Origin of the sequence: Bradyrhizobium sp. NBAIM18, from assembly GCF_020193825.1 — a bacterium.
Lineage (GTDB): Bacteria > Pseudomonadota > Alphaproteobacteria > Rhizobiales > Xanthobacteraceae > Bradyrhizobium > Bradyrhizobium yuanmingense.
This window is the reverse complement of sequence record NZ_JADYVO010000023.1, coordinates 1-19970: the sequence shown is the minus strand read 5'-3', so window position 1 is coordinate 19970 and position 19970 is coordinate 1. Positions and strand designations below refer to the sequence as shown.

19 protein-coding genes are annotated in these 19970 nt (G+C 64.6%); 5 read left to right on the top strand and 14 right to left on the bottom strand.

Translation table 11 applies throughout. The annotated features are described in order from the left end of the window. Positions 1 to 75 precede the first annotated feature (75 nt). Both I6F17_RS32120 and I6F17_RS32115 read left to right on the top strand, forming a co-directional pair. Positions 76 to 579 (top strand): DUF1993 domain-containing protein, encoded by a 504-nt coding sequence (locus tag I6F17_RS32120; protein ID WP_036013837.1) that lies wholly within the window; start codon positions 76 to 78, stop codon positions 577 to 579. 179 nt (positions 580 to 758) lie between these two features. Continuing rightward, positions 759 to 1859: an alkene reductase gene (locus I6F17_RS32115; protein ID WP_225131893.1), complete on the top strand. Its 1101-nt coding sequence runs from the start codon at positions 759 to 761 to the stop codon at positions 1857 to 1859. 236 nt (positions 1860 to 2095) lie between these two features. Here the strand turns inward: I6F17_RS32115 and I6F17_RS32110 are convergent, their stop codons facing one another. The 7 genes from I6F17_RS32110 to glpD form a co-directional block, all read right to left on the bottom strand. Next, positions 2096 to 3838 carry an ABC transporter substrate-binding protein gene (locus tag I6F17_RS32110; protein ID WP_225131906.1) on the bottom strand — a complete coding sequence of 581 codons (1743 nt, stop codon included), beginning with the start codon at positions 3836 to 3838 and terminating at the stop codon, positions 2096 to 2098. A gap of 130 nt (positions 3839 to 3968) precedes the next feature. Further along, complete coding sequence (locus I6F17_RS32105; protein WP_036013844.1) at positions 3969 to 4298, bottom strand: DUF2160 domain-containing protein; 330 nt, start codon at positions 4296 to 4298, stop codon at positions 3969 to 3971. A 10-nt stretch (positions 4299 to 4308) separates the two neighbouring features. Continuing rightward, positions 4309 to 5115: a carbohydrate ABC transporter permease gene (locus I6F17_RS32100; RefSeq protein ID WP_036013847.1), complete on the bottom strand. Its 807-nt coding sequence runs from the start codon at positions 5113 to 5115 to the stop codon at positions 4309 to 4311. Next, positions 5115 to 6104: a sugar ABC transporter permease gene (locus I6F17_RS32095; protein WP_225131894.1), complete on the bottom strand. Its 990-nt coding sequence runs from the start codon at positions 6102 to 6104 to the stop codon at positions 5115 to 5117. The genes I6F17_RS32100 and I6F17_RS32095 overlap by 1 nt, the downstream gene beginning before the upstream one ends. After that, positions 6104 to 7189, bottom strand: coding sequence for an ABC transporter ATP-binding protein (locus tag I6F17_RS32090; RefSeq protein WP_036024798.1), 1086 nt, complete (start codon positions 7187 to 7189; stop codon positions 6104 to 6106). Before I6F17_RS32090 ends, I6F17_RS32095 begins: the two co-directional genes overlap by 1 nt. Before the next feature lie 12 nt (positions 7190 to 7201). Beyond that, positions 7202 to 8341, bottom strand: coding sequence for an ABC transporter ATP-binding protein (locus I6F17_RS32085; RefSeq protein ID WP_225131895.1), 1140 nt, complete (start codon positions 8339 to 8341; stop codon positions 7202 to 7204). Continuing rightward, on the bottom strand, positions 8338 to 9888 hold the full coding sequence (gene glpD / locus I6F17_RS32080; RefSeq protein WP_225131896.1) for a glycerol-3-phosphate dehydrogenase: 1551 nt from the start codon (positions 9886 to 9888) through the stop codon (positions 8338 to 8340). The genes I6F17_RS32085 and glpD overlap by 4 nt, the downstream gene beginning before the upstream one ends. A gap of 228 nt (positions 9889 to 10116) precedes the next feature. Here glpD and I6F17_RS32075 point away from each other — a divergent pair, with 228 nt between their 5' ends. Both I6F17_RS32075 and I6F17_RS32070 read left to right on the top strand, forming a co-directional pair. After that, positions 10117 to 10401: a type II toxin-antitoxin system Phd/YefM family antitoxin gene (locus I6F17_RS32075; RefSeq protein ID WP_036024793.1), complete on the top strand. Its 285-nt coding sequence runs from the start codon at positions 10117 to 10119 to the stop codon at positions 10399 to 10401. Continuing rightward, positions 10398 to 10823: a type II toxin-antitoxin system VapC family toxin gene (locus I6F17_RS32070; protein WP_225131897.1), complete on the top strand. Its 426-nt coding sequence runs from the start codon at positions 10398 to 10400 to the stop codon at positions 10821 to 10823. The genes I6F17_RS32075 and I6F17_RS32070 overlap by 4 nt, the downstream gene beginning before the upstream one ends. A 3-nt stretch (positions 10824 to 10826) precedes the next feature. Here the strand turns inward: I6F17_RS32070 and I6F17_RS32065 are convergent, their stop codons facing one another. Both I6F17_RS32065 and I6F17_RS32060 read right to left on the bottom strand, forming a co-directional pair. After that, a complete protein-coding gene (locus I6F17_RS32065; RefSeq protein ID WP_225131898.1) occupies positions 10827 to 11672 on the bottom strand; it encodes a DeoR/GlpR family DNA-binding transcription regulator in 846 nt (281 codons plus the stop codon). A gap of 106 nt (positions 11673 to 11778) precedes the next feature. Beyond that, positions 11779 to 12465 (bottom strand): HAD-IA family hydrolase, encoded by a 687-nt coding sequence (locus tag I6F17_RS32060; protein WP_225131899.1) that lies wholly within the window; start codon positions 12463 to 12465, stop codon positions 11779 to 11781. 152 nt (positions 12466 to 12617) lie between these two features. Between I6F17_RS32060 and I6F17_RS32055 the strand changes: the two genes are divergently transcribed. Further along, positions 12618 to 13070 carry a nuclear transport factor 2 family protein gene (locus I6F17_RS32055; RefSeq protein ID WP_225131900.1) on the top strand — a complete coding sequence of 151 codons (453 nt, stop codon included), beginning with the start codon at positions 12618 to 12620 and terminating at the stop codon, positions 13068 to 13070. Positions 13071 to 13346: 276 nt separating this feature from the next. Here the strand turns inward: I6F17_RS32055 and I6F17_RS32050 are convergent, their stop codons facing one another. The 5 genes from I6F17_RS32050 to I6F17_RS32030 form a co-directional block, all read right to left on the bottom strand. Next, positions 13347 to 13538 (bottom strand): hypothetical protein, encoded by a 192-nt coding sequence (locus I6F17_RS32050; protein ID WP_225131901.1) that lies wholly within the window; start codon positions 13536 to 13538, stop codon positions 13347 to 13349. Positions 13539 to 13764: 226 nt separating this feature from the next. Beyond that, positions 13765 to 14172 (bottom strand): acyl-CoA thioesterase, encoded by a 408-nt coding sequence (locus tag I6F17_RS32045; protein WP_225131902.1) that lies wholly within the window; start codon positions 14170 to 14172, stop codon positions 13765 to 13767. A gap of 7 nt (positions 14173 to 14179) precedes the next feature. Then, positions 14180 to 16276 carry a 3-hydroxyacyl-CoA dehydrogenase NAD-binding domain-containing protein gene (locus I6F17_RS32040; protein ID WP_225131903.1) on the bottom strand — a complete coding sequence of 699 codons (2097 nt, stop codon included), beginning with the start codon at positions 16274 to 16276 and terminating at the stop codon, positions 14180 to 14182. Positions 16277 to 16278: 2 nt separating this feature from the next. Beyond that, the gene (locus I6F17_RS32035; protein WP_225131904.1) at positions 16279 to 17562 is read right to left on the bottom strand and encodes an acetyl-CoA C-acetyltransferase; all 1284 of its coding nucleotides are present in this window, start codon (positions 17560 to 17562) and stop codon (positions 16279 to 16281) included. Next, entirely contained in the window at positions 17562 to 19829 is a 2268-nt protein-coding gene (locus I6F17_RS32030; protein WP_225131905.1) for an acyl-CoA dehydrogenase, read from the bottom strand. The genes I6F17_RS32035 and I6F17_RS32030 overlap by 1 nt, the downstream gene beginning before the upstream one ends. Positions 19830 to 19970: the final 141 nt, after the last annotated feature.

Genomic DNA, 19970 nt, shown 5'->3' with positions numbered 1-19970 from the left:
ATTTTCCATGAGGCTCCCATGTGAGTGGCTCAGGTTTCCTCCCTGAGATTTCCCACCATTTGAAGCGAGCATCACATGTCCTTCTACGACGCCGTCGTCCCCGCCTATTTGCAGATGCTGAACAGCGTGACCGGGCTGCTCACCAAAGCTGAGGCGCATTGCGCGGCCAGGAAGATCGATCCCAGCGTCCTGCTCGGCTCGCGCCTCTTCCCGGACATGCTGCCGCTGTCGCGGCAGATCCAGCTGGTCAGCGACTATCCGACCAGAGGCTGTGCGCGGCTGACGCATAGCGAGGTCCCCTCGACGCCCGACACCGAAACGAGCTTTGCGGAGTTGAAGCAGCGGCTGGCGAAAACGATCGACTATGTCAAATCCTTCAAGCCCGAGCAGTTTGAGGGCGCCGACGCCAAGGACGTCACCTTTCCGATCGGCCCCGGCAAGACCATCACCATGACGGGACAGCAATTCCTGAGCTCGTTCTCGCTGCCGAACCTCTATTTCCACGCCGCGATCGCCCACGGCATCTTGCGTCACAACGGCGTCGAGATCGGCAAGCGCGATTTCCTCGGCGCGAACTGATTTGTGAAATCGCACGGCCGCGACAGTGGGATTTCGCTGTCGCAGCCGACATTGCACATGAATTATGCTACGCGCGCCTTGCCGCGCAGCTCGTCTGCACTTTGCGTATGGCTCATCCCTTGCGCCCGATGCCGCGATGCACAATTGTTCGAGACCTCTCATCGCCTGGAAGCATTCCCATGAGCCGTTCGACCAAATTGTTTGAGACCTACAAGCTCGGCCCGATCACGCTGGCCAACCGTCTGGTCATGGCGCCGCTGACGCGCAACCGCGCCGTACCCGGCACCTTCGTGCCCGGTCCGCTCGCCGCCGATTATTACGCCCAGCGTGCATCCGCAGGCCTCCTGATTACCGAGGCGAGCCAGGTCTCGCAACAAGGTCAGGGCTACCAGGACACGCCCGGCATCTATAGCAAGGAGCAGGTCGCCGGCTGGCGCAAGGTCACCGACAAGGTGCATGAACGCGGCGGCAAGATCTTCATCCAGCTCTGGCATGTCGGCCGCATCTCGCATGTCGATCTGCAGGCGAATGGCGTAGCCCCGGTGGCACCGAGCGCGATCCGAGCCAAGGGCAAGACCTTCGTCAACGGCGGCTTCGCCGACGTCTCCGAGCCGCGCGCGCTCGAGCTCTCCGAGATTCCCGGGATCATCGACGACTTCAAGCGCGCCACGAAGAACGCGCTGGAAGCCGGCTTCGACGGCGTCGAGATCCACGGCGCCAACGGCTATCTGCTCGAGCAGTTCGCCAAGGAAGGCGCTAACAAGCGCACTGATGCCTATGGCGGCTCGATCGAGAACCGCGCGAAGCTGATGCTGGAGGTCTCCAAGGCCGTTGTCGCCGAGGCCGGCGCCGAGCGCACCGGCATCCGCATCTCGCCGGTGACGCCGGCCAACGACATCTCGGATCCCAATCCGCAGGCCCTGTACGATCACATCGTCGACGGCCTCAGCGCGTTGAAGTTGGTCTATCTCCACGTGGTCGAGGGCGCCACCGGCGGGCCGCGCGACATCGCGCCGTTCGACTATGCATCGTTGCGCAACCGCTTCTCGGGCGCCTACGTCGCCAACAACGGCTACGATTTCGACTTGGCCAGCAAGGTGCTGGACGCGAACGCCGCCGACCTCATCGCCTTCGGCAAGCCGTTCATCTCCAATCCCGACCTGGTCGAACGCTTGAAGGCAGGTGCGGCGCTGAACGACTGGGACAAGAACACCTTCTACGGCGGTGGTGCGAAGGGCTACACGGATTACCCGACGCTCGCGGCCGAGCCGGCGGAGTAGGTTCTTCTCCACACATGACGCTGTCATGCCCCGCGAAGGCGGGGCATCCAGTACGCCGCGGCTTCTCGGTTCAACCACGACCGTCTCTGGAATACTGGATTGCCCGCCCCTGTGCGCAATTGCGCACTAGGCGGGCAATGACACCGAGGGTGTGAAAAACCCTCGCACCACAACGACAAAACAAAAAGGCCGGGATCGCTCCCGGCCTTTCGTGTTTGATATCGCTCTAGCGCCGCTTACTTCGCTTCCGCGCGCTTGGGCGGAGTGGCGGGCCACGACTTGATCAGGGTGTCGTAGTCCACCGTCTCGCCCTTCGGCTTCTCGTTGGCGAGCTTGCGCTGCGGCGCGATGGTGCCGTCCTTCTGGGCCTTGGCGAACCAGTACTCGGCCGACTCCTTCTTGTGCAGCTTCGGACCGCAGGCGCCCTGCACGCCGGACTTCTCCAGACGCTCCAGCACGGAGTCTTGGGCCGCCGCGAGAGCATCCATCGCCTGCTGCGGCGTCTTCGCACCGGACGACGCATCGCCGATGTTCTGCCACCACAGCTGCGCGAGCTTCGGATAGTCGGGCACGTTGTTGCCGGTCGGGGTCCACTGCACGCGCGCGGGCGAGCGGTAGAACTCGATCAGGCCGCCGAGCTTCGGCGCACGCTCGGTGAACGACTTGTCCCAGATGTCGGATTCACGGATGAAGGTGAGACCGACATGGCTCTTCTTCAAGCTCACCGACTTGGAGACGATGAACTGGAGATAGAGCCAGGCTGCCTTGCGGCGATCCGGCGGAGTCGACTTCAGCAGCGTGGCGGAGCCAGCGTCCTGGTAGCCGAGCTTCATGCCTTCCTTCCAATAGGAGCCGTGCGGCGACGGAGCCATACGCCACTTCGGCGTGCCGTCCGCATTCACCACCGGCAGACCCGGCTTCACCATGTCGGCAGTGAAGGCGGTGTACCAGAACATCTGCTGGGCGATGTTGCCCTGCGACGGCACGGGGCCGGACTCGGAGAAGGTCATGCCCTGCGCCTGCGGCGGGGCGTACTTCTTCATCCAGTCGAGATACTTCGTGATCGAGTAGACTGCGGCCGGACCATTGGTGTCGCCGCCACGCTCCACCGAAGAGCCGACCGGGCGGCAGCCCTCCATCCGGATGCCCCATTCGTCGACCGGCAGACCGTTCGGAATGCCCTTGTCACCGTTGCCGGCCATCGACAGCCAGGCGTCGGTGAAGCGCCATCCGAGCGAGGGGTCCTTCTTGCCATAGTCCATATGGCCGTAGACCTTGACGCCGTTGATCTCCTTGATGTCGTTGGTGAAGAACTCGGCGATGTCTTCATAAGCCGACCAGTTCACGGGCACGCCGAGCTCGTAGCCATACTTGGCCTTGAACTTGGCCTTGTAGTCGGCATTGGTGAACCAGTCGTAGCGGAACCAGTAGAGGTTCGCGAACTGCTGGTCGGGCAGCTGATAGAGCTTGCCGTCCGGCCCGGTGCCGAACGACTTGCCGATGAAGTCGTTGACGTCGAGCATGGGGTTGGTGACGTCCTTGCCCTCGCCGGTCATGTAGTCCGACAGCGCAATGGTCTGGCCGTAGCGGAAATGCGTGCCGATCAGGTCGGAGTCGTTGATCCAGCCGTCATAGACGTTCTTGCCCGACTGCATCTGGGTCTGGAGCTTCTCGACGACGTCACCTTCCTGGATGAGATCGTGCTTGAGCTTGATGCCGGTCAGCTCGGAGAATGCCTTGGCGAGCGTCTGCGCCTCGTATTCATGGGTCGTGATCGTCTCGGAGACGACGTTGATCTCCATGCCCTTGAAGGGCTCGGCGGCCTTGGCGAACCACTCCAGCTCCTTCTTCTGGTCTTCCTTCGACAGCGTCGAAGGCGTGAATTCCGCGATCCACTTCTGGATCACGGCCTCGTCCGCGGCACGAACCGGCGCCGAGACGGCGAACGACACCGCGATGATCGCAGCGGCGCTGGACATGGTCAGAAAACTATTCTTGGTCAATGGACCTTTCCTTCTCCTAAACTGTCGCATGTTGTTCCTCCGTTGCAGCGACAAACTTTTATACAGGCCCGGGTTGGTCCCGGATCTGGCCGTCCCTTCGCAAGCTTCAGACCGTGCGGAAAATGAGCGCGGCCGTGACCAGCGAAATTCCTGATGCGAGCCACAGGCTCGAGATTTCAAACCCCTCCTCGCCGATAGGCAGCGTAGCGATCGCATCGGTGCCGACGAGGCCGATCCATGCGAGGTGGATGACGGCGGCCGCGATCAGCGAGATGAACAGTCGATCGCCGCGCGTGGTCGGGATGCGCAGCACGCCGACACGCTCGGCCTCGGGATAGACCGCGGCGAGCCAGGTCATCACGAGAAGCGTGCAGGCGAGCGCGGCGAAGAAGATCGCGGTCGGCAGCGTCCAGGCCATCCATGCGATGGATTCCATTGATGCCTCCTCAGACGCGGCCGAGCGCGAAACCGCGCGCGATGTAGTTGCGGACGAACCAGATCACCAGCGCGCCCGGAATAATGGTGAGCACCCCGGCGGCGGCGAGCAGGCCCCAATCCATGCCGGCCGCCGACACCGTACGCGTCATGATCGCTGCGATCGGCTTGGCATGCACCGACGTCAGCGTGCGCGCGAGCAAGAGCTCGACCCAGGAGAACATGAAGCAGAAGAAGGCGGCGACGCCGATGCCGCTCGCAATCAGCGGCACCAGGATCTTGATGAAGAAGCGCGGGAAGGAATAGCCGTCGAGGAAGGCGGTCTCGTCGATCTCGCGCGGCACACCGGAGACGAAGCCTTCGAGGATCCACACCGCGAGCGGCACGTTGAAGATGCAATGCGCGAGCGCGACGGCCCAGGGGGTGTCGAACAGGCCGATCGCCGAATAGAGATTGAAGAACGGCAGCGCATAGACCGCAGCCGGCGCCATGCGGTTCGACAACAGCCAGAAGAACAGATGCTTGTCGCCGAGGAAACGGTAGCGCGAGAAGGCGTAAGCCGCCGGCAGCGCCACGGCGATCGAGATGATGGTGTTGAGGACGACGTATTCGAGCGAATTGATGTAGCCCGAATACCAGCTCTCGTCGGTGAAGATGCGCTTGTAGTGCTGCAGCGTCGGAGTGTGCGGCCACAGCGTCATCGTCGAGACGATCTCGCTGTTGGTCTTGAAGCTCATGTTGACGAGCCAGTAGATCGGCAGCAGCAGGAAGATCAGGAACAGCCCCATGATGAGGCGACGGCCGGGGATCGAATGCATCAGGCCACTCCTTCCCTTGGCTCGAGTGCGGGCACGGGCTTGGGCGCGGCCGAAGGCTTGGGCTCCGAAGGCTTGGGCTCCGCCGCCGGCTCGCTCGAAGCCTGGACTTTGCGTTCGACACCGGCATTGGTCATGACGGTGTAGAAGATCCAGCAGACGATCAGGATGATGAGGTTGTAGACCAGCGACAGCGCCGCGGCCTTGCCGAGGTCGAACTGGCCGAGCGCGATCTTGACCAGCTCGATCGACACGAAGGTGGTGGAATTGCCGGGCCCGCCACCGGTGACGACGAACGGCTCGGTGTAGATCATGAAGCTGTCCATGAAGCGCAGCAGCACCGCGATCAAGAGCACGCGGTTCATCTTCGGCAGCTGGATCGCCTTGAACACGGCCCAGCGCGAGGCGCCGTCGATCTGCGCGGCCTGGTAATAGGCTTCGGGAATGGACTTCAGGCCGGCATAGCACAGCAGCGCGACGAGGCTGGTCCAGTGCCAGACGTCCATCACGATGACCGTGAACCAGGCATCGACGTCGTTGGAGACGTAATTGTAATCGAAGCCCATGGCATTGAGGACGTAGCCGAGCAGGCCGATGTCGGGACGCCCGAAGATCTGCCAGATGGTGCCGACCACGTTCCAGGGGATCAGCAGCGGCAACGCGAGAATGACGAGGCAGGCCGCGACGGTCCAGCCCTCGCGCGGCATCGACAACGCGACGACGATGCCGAGCGGCACCTCGATGGCCAGGATAACGAGCGAGAAGAACAGGTTGCGGCCGAGCGAGGCGAGGAAGCGGCCGCCGAGGTCGGTGGAGGGATCGAGCAGCTCCTTGAACCAGCCGACGCCGTTCCAGAAGAACTGGTTGTTGCCGAAGGTGTCCTGCATCGAATAGTTCACCACCGTCATCAGCGGCAGCACCGCCGAGAAGGCGACGACCAGGAACACCGGCAGCACCAGGAACCAGGCTTTTTGGTTGACGGTCTTGTCCATCAGGCAGCTCCCTCCACCAGAAGGCTGTCGGCATAGACGTGGACGTGCGACGGATCGAATTTCAGCCCGGCGGTACCGTCCGCGCTGGTGAAGCCGCCAGGAGCGCGCGCCGCGAGCTTGGCGTCGACGACGCGCACGCGCGCGAAGCGGATGCGGCCGAGATCGTCGATGCGCTCGATTCTGGCGGTAAGCAGGCCAGGTGCGGGCGCGACCACCTCGACGAATTCGGGACGGACGCCGATCTCGATCTTCGCCCCTGCAGGCAGGTTGTCGTAGCTGCGGTTCAGCGCGATGACGTGGCCGTCGATCCTGGCCTCGCGCCCCCTCACCTCGGCCGGCAGGATGTTCATGCCGGGCGAACCGATGAAATAGCCGACGAACGTATGCGCCGGCTTGTCGAACAGCTCGGCCGGCGTGCCGCTCTGCACCACGCGGCCGTCATGCATGACCACGACGGTGTCGGCGAAGGTCAGCGCCTCGGTCTGGTCGTGGGTGACATAGATCATCGTGAGGTCGAGCTCGCGATGAAGCGCCTTCAGCTTGGAGCGGAGCTGCCATTTCAGCTCGGGGTCGATCACCGTCAGCGGCTCGTCGAACAGCACGGCGGCAACGTCGTTGCGCACGAGACCGCGGCCGAGCGAGATCTTCTGCTTGGCGTCGGCGGTCAGGCGCGTGGCCTTGCGGTTCAGATAGGGCTCGAGATCGAGCAGGCGACCGATCTCGGCGACGCGCCTGTCAATGTCGGCCTTCGGCACGCCGCGGTTCTTCAGCGGAAACGCCAGGTTCTGTCCGACCGTCATGGTGTCGTAGATCACCGGAAACTGGAACACCTGCGCGATGTTGCGCTTCTGGGTTGACAGCGGCGTGATGTCCTTGCCGTCGAACAGGATTTTCCCCCGTGACGGCGTGATGATGCCGGAGATGACGTTCAGCAGTGTGGTCTTGCCGCAGCCGGACGGGCCAAGCAGCGCATAGGCGCCGCCCTGCCGCCAGGTCATGGTGACCGGCTTGAGCGCAAAGCTCTCCTGCGGCGCGTCGTTGCCGCCGTAGGAATGGGCGAGATCGACGAGGTCAATGCGGGCCATGGCGCATCTCCCTCAAGCTTTTTTCTTTGACGCGTTTTCTTCACGCGAACCGCTAGGCACTTCGCTTGAAAACGCTATGGAGCCCGGTGCCGCGACCAGACGGTCGGCGGCATCGAAGACGAAGACATCCTTGGGATCGAGCACAGCATCCAGCATCTGGCCGGGCTCGAATTCGTGCACGCCGTGCAGCACCGCCACCCAGTTCGATCCGTCGCGGGTCAAATGCACGAAGCTCTCCGAACCGGTGATCTCGGTCACCGTGACAGTGGCGTGGAAGGCGTGGCGGTCGGCCTCGCCATTGGCAAGCCCGAGCTGATGGGCGCGCAAGCCGACGCGATAGGCGCCGTCGGCGAGCGAGGCATAGAGGCCCGAGGCCGGTGAGGACGTGCCGCCGGCATAATGCACGGAGCCGTTCTTCTTCTCGATGCCGACGAGGTTGAGCGGCGGATCAGAGAACACCTGGGCGACACGAAGCGTCTGCGGCCGGCGATAGACATTGGTGGTCTCACCCATCTGCAGCGCCTGGCCCTCCCACATGCACACCGTGTTGCCGCCGAGCAGCAGCGCCTCGGTCGGCTCGGTTGTGGCATAGACGAAGATCGCGCCGGAGGCCTCGAAGATGCGCGGCAGCTCCGCCCGCAGCTCCTCGCGCAGCTTGTAGTCGAGATTGGCGAGCGGCTCGTCGAGCAGCACGAGGTCGGCACCCTTGACCAGCGCGCGTGCGATCGCGGTGCGCTGCTGCTGACCGCCGGAGAGCTGGAGCGGCGTGCGCTTCAGGAACGGCTCGAGCCGCAGCAGCTTTGCGGCCTCGGCGACGCGCGCCTCGATCTCGTCGCGCGGCTTGCCCTGCACGCGCAGGGGCGAGGCGATGTTCTCGTAGACCGTGAGCGAGGGATAGTTGATGAACTGCTGGTACACCATCGCGACCGAGCGCTGGCGCACGTCGGCGCCGGTGACGTCCTTGCCGTTGACGAACACCTTGCCCGTGGTCGGCTTGTCGAGGCCGGCGAGCAACCGCATGATCGAGGTCTTGCCTGACAGCGTCGGCCCGAGCAGCACGTTGAGCGTACCGCTCTCGAGCGTCAGCGAGACGTCACGGATGTGCGGCACGCCTTCCACGGTCCGGGTCACGTGATCGAGTGTCACGGTCATGAGCGTCCTCCCGTTTCCAGCAGGGGACTTTGCGCCACGGCATGGCTCCTGATCCAGTCGTCGAGGGTCGCGATCTCGTCGGCAGATAGTCGCAGGCCGAGCTTGGAACGGCGCCAGACCACGTCCTCGGCGGTGACGGCCCATTCATTGGCCATGAGATAGCGGACCTCGCGCTCGGTCAGCGTGGCGCCAAAGGCCTGGCCGAGATCCGCAGCCGATTTTGCATCGCCGAGCAGCTTCATGGCACGGGTGCCATAGGCGCGCGCCAGGCGCCGCGCATGCTCATGGCTGAGGAAGGGATAGCCGCGCTGCAGCTCGGCGATCAGGCCGTCAATGTCGGATACGTTCATGTCACCGCCCGGCAGCGGCCATTTGCCGGTCCAGCCCTCGCGCGCTTTCGCACTGCGCAAGTAAGGCGCAAGGCGCTGCAGGGCCTCTTCGGCGAGCCTGCGATAGGTCGTGATCTTGCCGCCATAGATCGACAGCAGCGGCACGCCGCCGGGCGTGTCGAGCTCGAACACGTAGTCGCGCGTCGCGGCCTTGGCCTCGCTGGCGCCGTCGTCATAGAGCGGACGCACGCCGGAATAGGTCCAGACCACGTCGGCGGGCGCGACGGGCTTGGCCAGATATTCGCTGGCCGCCTTGCAAAGATACTCGATCTCTTCAGTCGTCGCCTTCACCTTGGCAGGATCGCCGTCATAGTCGCGATCGGTGGTGCCGATCAGCGTGAAGTCGTCCTGGTACGGGATCACGAAGATGATGCGGCCATCGGCATTCTGGAACATGTAGGCGCGGTCGTGGTCGTAGAGCTTCTTCACGACGATGTGCGAGCCCTGCACCAGGCGCACCTTGGCTTTCGCATTCACGCCGGCGCCGCGGCCGAGCACGTCCTCGACCCAGGGTCCGCCAGCATTGATCAGCGCCTTGGCCTGGATCTGCGAGCGCGCGCCGGTCAGCGTATCGACCATGCTGACGGTCCAGACGCCGTCCGACTGGCGAATCTCGGTGGCGCGGGTTCGGGTGCGGATCTCGGCGCCCTTGTCGGCGGCATCGCGCGCATTGAGCACGACGAGGCGGGCGTCGTCGACGAAGCAGTCCGAATATTCGAAGGCGCGGCTGTAGCGGTTCGGGATCAGCGGCTTGCCGACCTCATCGCGCTTGAGATCGACCGAGCGGGTCGCCGGCAATAGGTGACGGCCGCCGATGTGATCATAGAGGAAGAGGCCGAGGCGCAGCAGCCAGGCCGGGCGCAGGCCGGCGTGATGCGGCAGAACGAATCGCAGGGGCCGGATGATGTGGGGCGCGATGCCCCAGAGGATCTCGCGCTCGATCAGGGCCTCGCGGACCAGCCGAAACTCGTAATATTCGAGATAGCGCAGGCCGCCATGCACGAGCTTGGTCGACCACGACGATGTCCCGCTCGCCAGATCGTTCATTTCGCACAGGAAGACCGTGTTACCGCGGCCGACCGCGTCACGCGCGATGCCGCAGCCGTTAACACCGCCTCCGATGATGGCGAGATCGAAAATACGCTCCAACAGACGCATCCCCCGGCGACCGCCCGTTCCATCAAGCGGCTACTTTCGCTTTTGATTAGATCATACCGAAAAACGAAAGCAAGATGAAAGAGAGGCGAAAGGAAGCGAAAGTGGAAGTTTCTTAGTGAGCAAGAGGAGTTCGTTTTGGGCAGCGCCACGGCGATTTGGGAGGCACCAGCACCTTGATTGGTCAGCGTCGAGCGATTATAGTCACATTAGTCAAAATGGTTTATCCCTATGGTCAATCGTAACGTTGAACCCGACGCGCTTCCAACGAATGACAGCTGGACGTTGGCCAATGCCAAGGCGCGACTGTCCGAGGTGCTCGACCGCGCCCAGACCGGCCCGCAGGTCATCACCCGTCACGGCAAGCCGAATGCCGTCATCGTTTCCGTCGAGGAATGGGCGCGCAAGACAGCGCGCAAGGGCACCCTGGCCGAATTCCTGCTGGCCTCGCCATTACGCGGCGTTGACCTTGAACTCGACCGGCTGCACGACACGCCACGCGACGAAGTGCCATGAACCTTTTGCTGGACACCAACGTGCTTTCGGAAGTTCAGCGGCCCGCGCCTTCGCCAAAAGTTGTGGCATGGCTGGATAGGATCGATGAGGACCGTGCGTTCATCAGCGTCGCCTCGATCGCCGAGCTTCGCCGTGGCATCGCATTGCTTGAGGATGGTCGCCGACGCACCGCGCTGGCCGCCTGGCTTGCCCACGATTTGCCTGCGCGGTTTGCCGAGCGCGTCCTGCCGATCGACCAAACAGTGGCCGAGCGTTGGGGTGACCTCATGGCGCAGAGCCGCAAGAGCGCCGTCGCATTGTCCGTCATGGACGGCTTCTTTGCGGCGACTGCGCTGGTCAACGATCTCACGCTCGTCACACGCAACGTGAAGGATTTTGCGGCTTTCGGCGTTCCGCTGCTCAACCCGTGGGACGACGCTTAGCCTCTATCTCAGCCGCACCACTGGCGCGGCTTCCGGCGCGGCATCCTGGGCCTCGGACGGCGTATCGTCGATATCCGCGCCCTTCGGCATCGCCTCGACCACCTCGATGCCCTTGCTGTGGCAGATGGTGGCGAGGCGCTCGGGCAGCTCCTGGTCGGTGACGAAGGTCTGTATCTGGGTGATGTGGGCGATGCGCACCGGCGCGCTGCGGCGAAGTTTTGTGGAATCGGCGACCAGCATGACGCTGCGGGCATTGGCGATGATGGCCTGCGCCACCTGCACCTCGCGATAGTCGAAGTCGAGCAGCGCGCCCTCCTCGTCGATCGCCGATGCGCCGATGATGGCATAGTCGACCTTGAACTGTCCGATCAGCTGCGTCGCGGTCGAGCCGACCACGGCGCCATCGGCGCGCCGCACCGTGCCGCCGGCGACCACCACCTCGATGCGCGGATGGCGGTAGAGCAGCATGGCGACATTGAGGTTGTTGGTGATGACGAGCAGATCCTCATGCGAGGTCAGCGCGCTCGCCACCTCCTCCGTCGTGGTGCCGATGTTGATGAAGAGCGAGCAGCCGTTCGGGATCAGCGAGGCGGCGGCAGCGCCAATCGCCTTCTTCTCGTCGGCGGCGACGAAGCGGCGCGCCTCATAGGCGAGGTTTTCCACGCCCGAGGCGATGATGGCGCCGCCATGGATGCGGGTCAGCGAACGCCGCTCACAGAGATCGTTGAGATCCTTGCGGATGGTCTGCGCCGACACCTCGAAGCGGCGCGCGAGCTCCTCGACCATGACACGGCCGGAGGCGCGCGCGATGTTGAGGATTTCGGCTTGGCGATGGGTCAATCCGGTCACGGCAACGGCCTCAAATCAGAATGATGCATGGTGCGGCGGTTTGCGCCCTCGGTCAATGCGGACGCCGATCACGGTTGACGGATGAAGGTCCTCACCATGCCAATTCTCACCACGCCATGGCACTTGCAAGACGTGCGAGCAGCGTCGGGTCGTCGAACGCGCTGGCGGAGGCAACCGCGCCTGCTCCAACCAGGTCAGAATGGCTGAGGCTGGTGCGGATGCCGACAGTCGGAATGCCGGCGGCCGTTGCGGACTGCACGCCGGTGCGGGAGTCCTCGAATGCGATCGAGGCTCGCGGGCTCGCGCCGACGAAACGCAGCCCCTCCTGATAGGGCAGCGGATGCGGCTTGCCGTGCGGCAGCTCGGCGCCGATCACCAGCGCCTTGAAACGATGCGTGATGCCGAGTCCTGAGAGCAGCAGCTCGGCGTTGAGACGCGGCGCGTTGGTCACGGCGACCATGGGGATGCCGGCGCCATCGGCGCGGTCGAGCAGCGCCATCAGGCCCGGCAGCGGCGCGATCTGCCCGGCCACCAGCGTGCGGAAGACCTCCTCCTTCTCCTCGAGGATGAGGGCGCGCCGCTCCGGCGCCTCGTGGGGCAGAAAGCGCTCGCCGATCGCGACATTGGCGAAGCCCTGCAGCTCGAGCGAGAAACGTGCATGATCGAAGACGTGTCCGTGCGGGCCGAGCACCTGGTTGAAAGCCTTCAAGTGCAACGGATCGGTGTCGGCGAGCGTGCCGTCGATGTCGAACAACAAAGCCCGGCCCATTCCATCGTGTTTGGTCTCGATCATTTCCGTACTTTCCCAGATGCGCGGCGCATCGATGCGGAAGGCGTATCAATACGGCTTTCATTGTGCAATGACGCATCCACATGAGGCATGTGACACTCGACAAAGCCGCGCGCGACTGCAACACTGATAGCAAGATCAAAAAGGAGGAAACGATGACGATCAACCGACGCGATCTGGCTCTCTCGACGCTCGCCGTCTCCGCGCTTGCGTTCGCCACCCCGGCGTTCGCCGCTTCGGCAGACGAGGACGCCGTGGCGAAGAGGGTCGAGGCCTTCCGCCTCGCCCAGATCGCGGCCGATCCCAAGGCGCTCGGCGCGCTGTGCGCGGAGGAACTGAGCTACAGCCATTCCAGCGGCAAGGTCGAAGACAAGGCGGCGTTCATCGCCAACGCCACCGACGGCAAATCGAAATTTCTGTCCATCGAATACAAGGATCCCACCATCAAGGTCGTCGGCCCCGCAGCGATCGTGCGTTTCCACTGGCTGGGCGAGCAGGAGATGGCGGCCGATGGGAAAAAAGTATCGACCAACCTTCACATCCTGATGAACTGGCAGAAGCAAGGCGACGAGTGGAAGCTCTTGTCGCGGGCGGCGACGAAGTTGTGATCACGTCTTTCCCTCTCTCCTTGCGGGAGAGGGTGGCTTCGCAAAGCGAAGCCGGGTGAAAGGTATCTGTCCGCGGGTCTAACTCTCTATTGAATTCGCGGAGCCAACCCCTCAACCGGCGCCGTAGCCGAAGCTTTGCTTCGGCGATCTATTAAGGCACGGCCGCCGGAGGCGGCCTATGCCACCTTCTCCCACAAAGGGAGAAGGAAGGGCAACGGTGCGCTCGGCAAAAAATTCCGACCACGCTTCGCGCGTCGCAATCACGGAAGGAGGCGCCTACGCCGCCTCCTTCACGTCGCCATTCACCAGCCTGCGCGCGGCGCGCTCGGCTTCGCGGGCGTTGCGGAAGAGCTGGCCTTCGAGACGGTTGAAGCGGTGCGATGAGGCGAAGAAGCAGTAGCCTCCAGAAGAACGAACGACGATACCTGCGGTCTGCGAATTGACTTCGATAATGTAGCTGTCCGGCATGGTCCGTTGATCCCTCAGTGCGGGCAAATAACGGCAATCGTGCCTGAAGGTTCCCAGGCATTAGAGGCCGTATCCACCCCCGAATCGACAGGCTAGGGAGTACGCCGGGACCTCATCCGTTTTATGACTGGTTCTTGACTGGTTTTTGGCGAAGCCCGACGGGAGTGACGCGCTGCGCCGCCTTTGCGACGTGTCTTCGCGAGATGAGGCAGAGCGCCGCGCGCGGTTACGTCGCGATCGGCGGATCGTTTCGCTGGATCGCCTGCGGACGGCCGTGGTCGTCGATCGAGACATAGGTGAAATTGCCGTCGGTGACGAGGAACGGGTGAAGCTCCTTACGCCGCAATGCCCAGGCCTCGAGATGCACCGTCAGCGAGGTTCGCCCGACGCGCACGAGATTGGCGTACACCGAGACGAGATCGCCGACGTAAACCGCTTTGCGAAAGTTCATCGCCTCGATCGCGACCGTGACGGTGCGCGACCTCGCAGCCTTCGAGGCGAACACGCCGCCGCCGACGTCCATCTGGCTGAGCAGCCAGCCGCCGAAGATGTCGCCGTTGGCGTTGGTGTCGGCCGGCATCGCCAGCGTGCGGATGCAGAGATCCCCGCTCGGTCCGGTCGCTTGTTCGCTCATATGGCTCTCACTTGAAATTGTCCCAGCCCGGATCAGGCGCGAAACGCGCGCCGAATCGTTCCGCCAGCGCGCGCAGAGTGGATACGATGTTCTCCACGCCGCGCGTGCGCGCGTAATTCAGCGGGCCACCGCGGAAGGGTGCATAACCAGTGCCGAAGATCATGGCGCCATCGACCGCGTCGGCATCGTCGACAATACCCTCGCGAAGCGCCGCGACGCAGACATTGGACATCGGCAACACCAGGCGGTCGATCATCTGGTCGGTGACGCGCGGCCCGGTCTCCGGCAACGGTGCTTTCTCCGCCTTGCCGTCCTTCCAGGTGTAAAAGCCCTTGCCGGTCTTGCGGCCGAGTTCGCCCTTGGCCACCTTCTCGCGCAGCCAGGCCGGCGTCGGCGGCAGCAGATCGCCGAACTTGGAGCGCAGCATGTCGCCGACGTCGAGGCAGATGTCGAGCCCGACCTGATCGGCGAGTTCGATCGGCCCCATCGGCATGCCGAACTGCTCGGCCGCGGTGTCGATCAGGCGCTGGTCGATCTTCTCGTCCAGCATCACCATGGCTTCCAGCATGTAGGGCGTCAGCGCGCGGTTGACGAGGAAGCCGGGCGAGCTCTTCACGGCAAGCGGCAGACGGTCGATCGCGCCGACGAAGGCGAGCGCCTGTTTCAGCACCTGTGCTTCGTTGCCGTCATGGCTGACCACCTCGACCAGCTGCAACCGCGACACCGGGTTGAAGAAATGCAGGCCGACCAGCCGCTCCGGCCGCGCCAGCGTGGTGCGCAGGTCCTGCAGCGGAATGCTGGACGTGTTCGTCGCAAGGATCGCGTCCGGCTTCATTCGGGGCTCGAGGCCGGCATAGACCTTCTGCTTCAGCTCCAGCTTCTCCGGCACCGCCTCGATGATGAGATCGGCATTGCGGACGCCGTCGCCGTCCATGTCCGGGATCAGGCGGTCGAGCGCGTCGCGCACGTCGGTGGGCTTCCGGATGATCTTGCCGTAGAGGTCGGCCGCGCGCCTCACCGCGCCTGCGATCGGCTCCGGCTTCATGTCGGCGAGCGACACGCGAACGCCCTGCCCCGCACACCAGGCCGCGATGTCGCCGCCCATCGCGCCGGCGCCGATGACGTGGACATGCTTCACCGTGCTGCCGGCGCCTGCCGCCTTCTTCATCTGCTCGCGCAGGAAGAAGACCCGGATCAGATTCTGCGCGGTCGGCGTCACCATCAGCTTGGCGAACGAGGCCTGCTCGGCCTTCAGCATCGCGGATTTGCTCCCGCCATGCGCTTCCCAGAGATCGATCAGCGCATAGGGCGCTGGATAATGCTCGCGCGATGCGGCCTTCGCGGCCTCCGCGCGCATGCGCTTGGCCAGCAGGCCGCGCACCGGCCCGAGATTGGCGGCGCGCGTCAGCAGTCCAGGCTTGGCCCGCTTCAGGCGGCCGAACAGCGCATCCTTCACGGCTCCCTGGACATGCCGCTCCTGCGTCACGGTATCGACGAGGCCGATCGATTTCGCCCGTCGCGCATCGATGGTGCGGCCGGTCAGCATCAGCGCCATCGACTGAGTCGGATTGACCAGCGCGGTGAACCGCGCGGTGCCACCGAGGCCGGGATGCAGGCCCAGCATCACCTCCGGGAAACCGAAGCGCGCACCGTCGATCGCGATGCGGGCCTGGCAGGCGAGCGCCACCTCGAGCCCGCCGCCGAGGCAGAAACCGTGAATGACCGCGACCGTCGGCAGCTTGAGCGCTTCCAGATGGTCGACCACCGCATGCGCGGCGCGGATACGCGTTTCCACCATGCCTGGGTCGGATGCGCCGCGGAACTCGTTGACGTCGGCGCCCGCGATGAAGCCGGACGGCTTTGCCGAGCGGATCACGAGACCGGCGGGGCGCTCGGTCTCGACCGCCGCGAGCACGGCGTCGAACTCCTCCATCACATCCGAAGACAGCGTGTTGGCGCTCGAATCAGCACGGTCGAAGAGCAGCCAGGCGATGCCGTCCGCATCGCGCGTCAGCTTGAAATGCTTGTAGGGACTGTCGGTCGCGGGCTTGGGTCCGAGCTCCAGGACGCGATCGCCAAGCGCGGTCATGATCTTGGAATGCATGATCACACCGCCTCGATCAGCATGGCGCCGCCGAGCCCGCCGCCGATGCATTCGGTGGCAATTCCGCGCCGTGTGCCGAGCCGTTTCATGGCGTTGACGAGATGCAACACGATGCGGTTGCCGGAGGTGCCGACGGGATGGCCGAGCGAGATGGCGCCGCCATCGACGTTCAGCCTCTCACGGTCGATCGCACCGGCCGCGCCATCGAGACCGAGGATCTCACGGCAGAACTTGTCGTCGTTCCAGGCGGCGAGACAGCCGAGCACCTGCGTCGCAAAGGCCTCGTTCAGCTCCCAGGTCTCGACATCCTTGATGGTCAGATTGTTGCGCGTGAGCAGCGGCGTCGCCGACATCACGGGGCCAAGCCCCATGATACTGGGATCGAGCGCAGCCCAGTTGCTGTCGACGATCGCGGCCTTCGGCGTCAGCTTGTGTTTGGCCACCGCCGCGTCGGAGGCCAGGATTACCCAGGAAGCGCCGTCTGTGATCTGCGAGGAATTGCCGGCGGTCACCTGTCCCCAGGGGCGCTCGAACACCGGCCGAAGCTTTGCGAGAGACTCGGCCGTGGAATCCGGGCGCACGCCGTCGTCATGGTCAAAGAACTTGCCGTCGCGGGAGAAGGCGGTCTCGACCTCGCCCTTCAAGTAACCAGCGCCTTGCGCATGCGCGAGGCGGCGATGGCTCTCGGCGGCATAGGCATCGGATTGCGCGCGGGTGATGCCGAAGAGATGGCCGACCACCTCGGCGGTCTGGCCCATGTTCAATTCGGTGACGGGATCAGTCAGGCCGCGCTCGAGGCCGATGACCGGCTTGAGATCGCGCGGGCGCAGTTTGAAGGCCGCCGCGAGCTTGGCGGCAACGCCCTTGGCGGTGGCGAGGCCGGCGAACCAGCGCACGCCTGAATTCGGCCAGACCAGCGGCGCGTGGCTCAGCGCCTCGGTGCCGCCGGCGAGGATCATGTCGGCATGGCCTTCGCGGATGTAGCGGTAGGCGGTGTCGATCGACTGCATGCCGGAGCCGCAATTGATCTGCACGGTGAAGGCGACCATGTCCTCGCCCATGCCGAGCCGGAGCGCGGCGACACGGGCCGGGTTCATCTCGTCCGCGATCACGTTGACGCAGCCGAGGATGACCTGGTCGAAGCTATCGGGCGAGAACGGCTGGCGCGCCAGCAGCGGTCGGCCGCATTGCACGGCGAGATCGACCGGTGTGAACGGCCCCGGCCCCGAACGCGCCTTCAGGAACGGCGTCCGGCTGCCGTCGACGATAAAAACCGGTCGTGCCATCAGCTCGCCGCCCTCTGCTCACCGAGTTCCTGGAAGAACTGATGCACATTGACGGTTTTCTTGTAAATCGGCGACAGCGCCTCCGGCGCAAAATCGTCGACCTCTATCACTTTTGTGACGGCTTCGCGGGCAGCGGCGAGTTGCTCGCCCTCGGCTTGCGTGATTACGCCCTTGGTCACCGCCTCCTTCCAGTCGCGGATATGCGCAGCACGCATGCGCCTGGCGATCGCATCTGTCGCCGCGACCAGCTTGAACGCGCGCTCCAGCCGGGCAAAGCCGCCGTCGTCGTCGACATGGGCCAGATCCGGCGTGAGGCGCTCGCGTGCCGCGGACGGCTCCAGCACGATGGCAGCGCATTGGTGCACGATGCGGTCGGACGGGCCGAGCACGCGGGCGCCGAACGGCTGCACCACGAGCCTGAGGAAGCCGGCGACGAAGCGGTTCGGCAGATTGGCCAGGATTTCGGCGAGCCGGTTCTCGATGGTTTTGAACCCGGTCGCCATGCACCATTCCAGCGCGGCAAAATCCTCCTTCTGCCGCCCCTCGTCCTGCCAGCGCTTCAGCGCGGCCGAGAGCAGATAGAGCTCGGACAGGATGTCGCCGAAGCGGGCCGACAGCATTTCCTTGCGCTTGAGCGCGCCGCCGAGCGTCAGCAGCGCCATGTCGGCGCAGAGCGCGAAGGCCGCCGAGTAGCGCGAGAGCTGGCGATAGAAGGGCGTGGCATCGCCCGCATCGGGCACTGGGGCGAATGCGCCAAAGGTCCAGCTGCGACCCATGGCGCGGAAGAGTGTCCTGAAGCTGTGGCCGACATGCTTCCAGAACGCCTTGTCGAACGCGCCGAGGCCGCGCTCGCGATCGGTATCTGCGAGCGCGTTCATCTCGTCGAGCAGGTAAGGATGGGCGCGGATCGCGCCTTGCCCGAACACGATGAGATTGCGGGTCAGGATATTGGCGCCTTCGACGGTGATGCCGACCGGCACGGCGCGATGGAGATTGCCGAGATAGTTTTGCGGACCGTCGATCACGGCCTTGCCGCCATGAATGTCCATGGCGTCGTCGACCGCGGTGCGCATCCGCTCGGTCGCGTGCAGCTTCATGATGCCGGAGATGACGGCGGGATGGATGCCGGCATTCAGTGCCGCGCAGGTGAGCCGGCGTGCGGCGTCGAGCTGGTAGGCGGTCGCGACGATGCGGGCGAGCGGCTCCTCGACGCCCTCGAACTTGGAGATCGAGATGCCGAACTGCTCGCGGATGCGGGCATAGGCGCCGGTGGTGCGCGCCGCATAGGCGGCCCCGGCCGCCGACAGCGACGGCAGCGAAATGCCGCGGCCGGCGGCGAGCGCCGTCATCAGCATCTTCCAGCCCTGCCCCAGCCGCTCCTTGCCGCCGATGACGTAGTCGAGCGGGATGAAGACGTCGCGGCCCCAATTCGGGCCGTTCTGAAAGACCTGCATCGAGGGCAGATGACGCTGCCCGATCTCGACGCCGGGCAGGTTCGTCGGGATCAGCGCCACGGTGATGCCGAGCTCTTCCCGGCTGCCCACGAGATGATCGGGATCATAGGCCTTGAAGGCAAGACCGAGCAGCGTCGCGACCGGACCGAGCGTAATGTAGCGCTTGTGCCAGTTGAGGCGGAGGCCGACGACCTCGCGACCCTCGAATTCGCCCTTGCAGATGATGCCGGTGTCGACCATCGAGGCGGCGTCGGAGCCGGCTTCCGGGCTGGTGAGGCCGAAGCAGGGAATCTCGCGGCCGTCGGCGAGGCGCGGCAGCCAGCGCTGCTGCTGCTCGTGCGTGCCGAAGCGCATCAGGAGCTCGCCGGGGCCGAGCGAGTTCGGCACCATCACGGTGACTGCGGCGGCGATCGAGCGGGTCGAGATCTTGCGCACCACTTCCGAATGCGCGTAGGGCGAGAAGCCGAGGCCGCCGAACTCCTTCGGAATGATCATGCCGAAGAACTTTTCGCGCTTGACGAAGTGCCAGACGTCCTGCGGCAGGTCGCGCGACTCCCAGAAAATCTTCCACTCGTCGAGCATGGCGCAGAGCTCGTCGACGGGGCCGTTGAGGAAGGCCCGCTCCTCGTCCGTCAGCGTCGCCTGCGGGACCTTCAGCAGCTTCGACCAGTCGGGGTTGCCGGTGAAGAGATCGGCATCCCACCAGACGTCGCCGGCCTCCAGCGCCTCGCGCTCGGTATCGGACATCGCCGGCAGCACGCCGCGCGCCCATGAGAAGATCGGCTTTGTGATGGTGTCGCGGCGGAAGCTCATGGCGGACCTCATGCATCGGCGCAATTAACAGGCATTTTAGCGGAAATCGGCTGGCGGAGGCGAACATCTCGCCTGCAACATTGACGCGGCCGGGCGGCCGCCCGAGCGATAACGGCGGGGGCGGGGGTGCAGTTCCGGGAG

What these genes read in the sequence shown, in the direction of transcription:
- I6F17_RS32090 (WP_036024798.1), bottom strand. Translation starts at nt 7,189, where the DNA reads ATGGCCCGCATTGACCTCGTCGATCTCGCCCATTCCTACGGCGGCAAC.
- I6F17_RS32075 (WP_036024793.1), top strand. Translation starts at nt 10,117, where the DNA reads ATGGTCAATCGTAACGTTGAACCCGACGCGCTTCCAACGAATGACAGC.
- I6F17_RS32115 (WP_225131893.1), top strand. Translation starts at nt 759, where the DNA reads ATGAGCCGTTCGACCAAATTGTTTGAGACCTACAAGCTCGGCCCGATC.
- I6F17_RS32040 (WP_225131903.1), bottom strand. Translation starts at nt 16,276, where the DNA reads ATGCATTCCAAGATCATGACCGCGCTTGGCGATCGCGTCCTGGAGCTC.
- I6F17_RS32105 (WP_036013844.1), bottom strand. Translation starts at nt 4,298, where the DNA reads ATGGAATCCATCGCATGGATGGCCTGGACGCTGCCGACCGCGATCTTC.
- I6F17_RS32035 (WP_225131904.1), bottom strand. Translation starts at nt 17,562, where the DNA reads ATGGCACGACCGGTTTTTATCGTCGACGGCAGCCGGACGCCGTTCCTG.
- I6F17_RS32100 (WP_036013847.1), bottom strand. Translation starts at nt 5,115, where the DNA reads ATGCATTCGATCCCCGGCCGTCGCCTCATCATGGGGCTGTTCCTGATC.
- I6F17_RS32095 (WP_225131894.1), bottom strand. Translation starts at nt 6,104, where the DNA reads ATGGACAAGACCGTCAACCAAAAAGCCTGGTTCCTGGTGCTGCCGGTG.
- I6F17_RS32060 (WP_225131899.1), bottom strand. Translation starts at nt 12,465, where the DNA reads ATGATCGAGACCAAACACGATGGAATGGGCCGGGCTTTGTTGTTCGAC.
- I6F17_RS32045 (WP_225131902.1), bottom strand. Translation starts at nt 14,172, where the DNA reads ATGAGCGAACAAGCGACCGGACCGAGCGGGGATCTCTGCATCCGCACG.
- I6F17_RS32050 (WP_225131901.1), bottom strand. Translation starts at nt 13,538, where the DNA reads ATGCCGGACAGCTACATTATCGAAGTCAATTCGCAGACCGCAGGTATC.
- I6F17_RS32085 (WP_225131895.1), bottom strand. Translation starts at nt 8,341, where the DNA reads ATGACCGTGACACTCGATCACGTGACCCGGACCGTGGAAGGCGTGCCG.
- I6F17_RS32120 (WP_036013837.1), top strand. Translation starts at nt 76, where the DNA reads ATGTCCTTCTACGACGCCGTCGTCCCCGCCTATTTGCAGATGCTGAAC.
- glpD (WP_225131896.1), bottom strand. Translation starts at nt 9,888, where the DNA reads ATGCGTCTGTTGGAGCGTATTTTCGATCTCGCCATCATCGGAGGCGGT.
- I6F17_RS32070 (WP_225131897.1), top strand. Translation starts at nt 10,398, where the DNA reads ATGAACCTTTTGCTGGACACCAACGTGCTTTCGGAAGTTCAGCGGCCC.
- I6F17_RS32110 (WP_225131906.1), bottom strand. Translation starts at nt 3,838, where the DNA reads ATGTCCAGCGCCGCTGCGATCATCGCGGTGTCGTTCGCCGTCTCGGCG.
- I6F17_RS32055 (WP_225131900.1), top strand. Translation starts at nt 12,618, where the DNA reads ATGACGATCAACCGACGCGATCTGGCTCTCTCGACGCTCGCCGTCTCC.
- I6F17_RS32030 (WP_225131905.1), bottom strand. Translation starts at nt 19,829, where the DNA reads ATGAGCTTCCGCCGCGACACCATCACAAAGCCGATCTTCTCATGGGCG.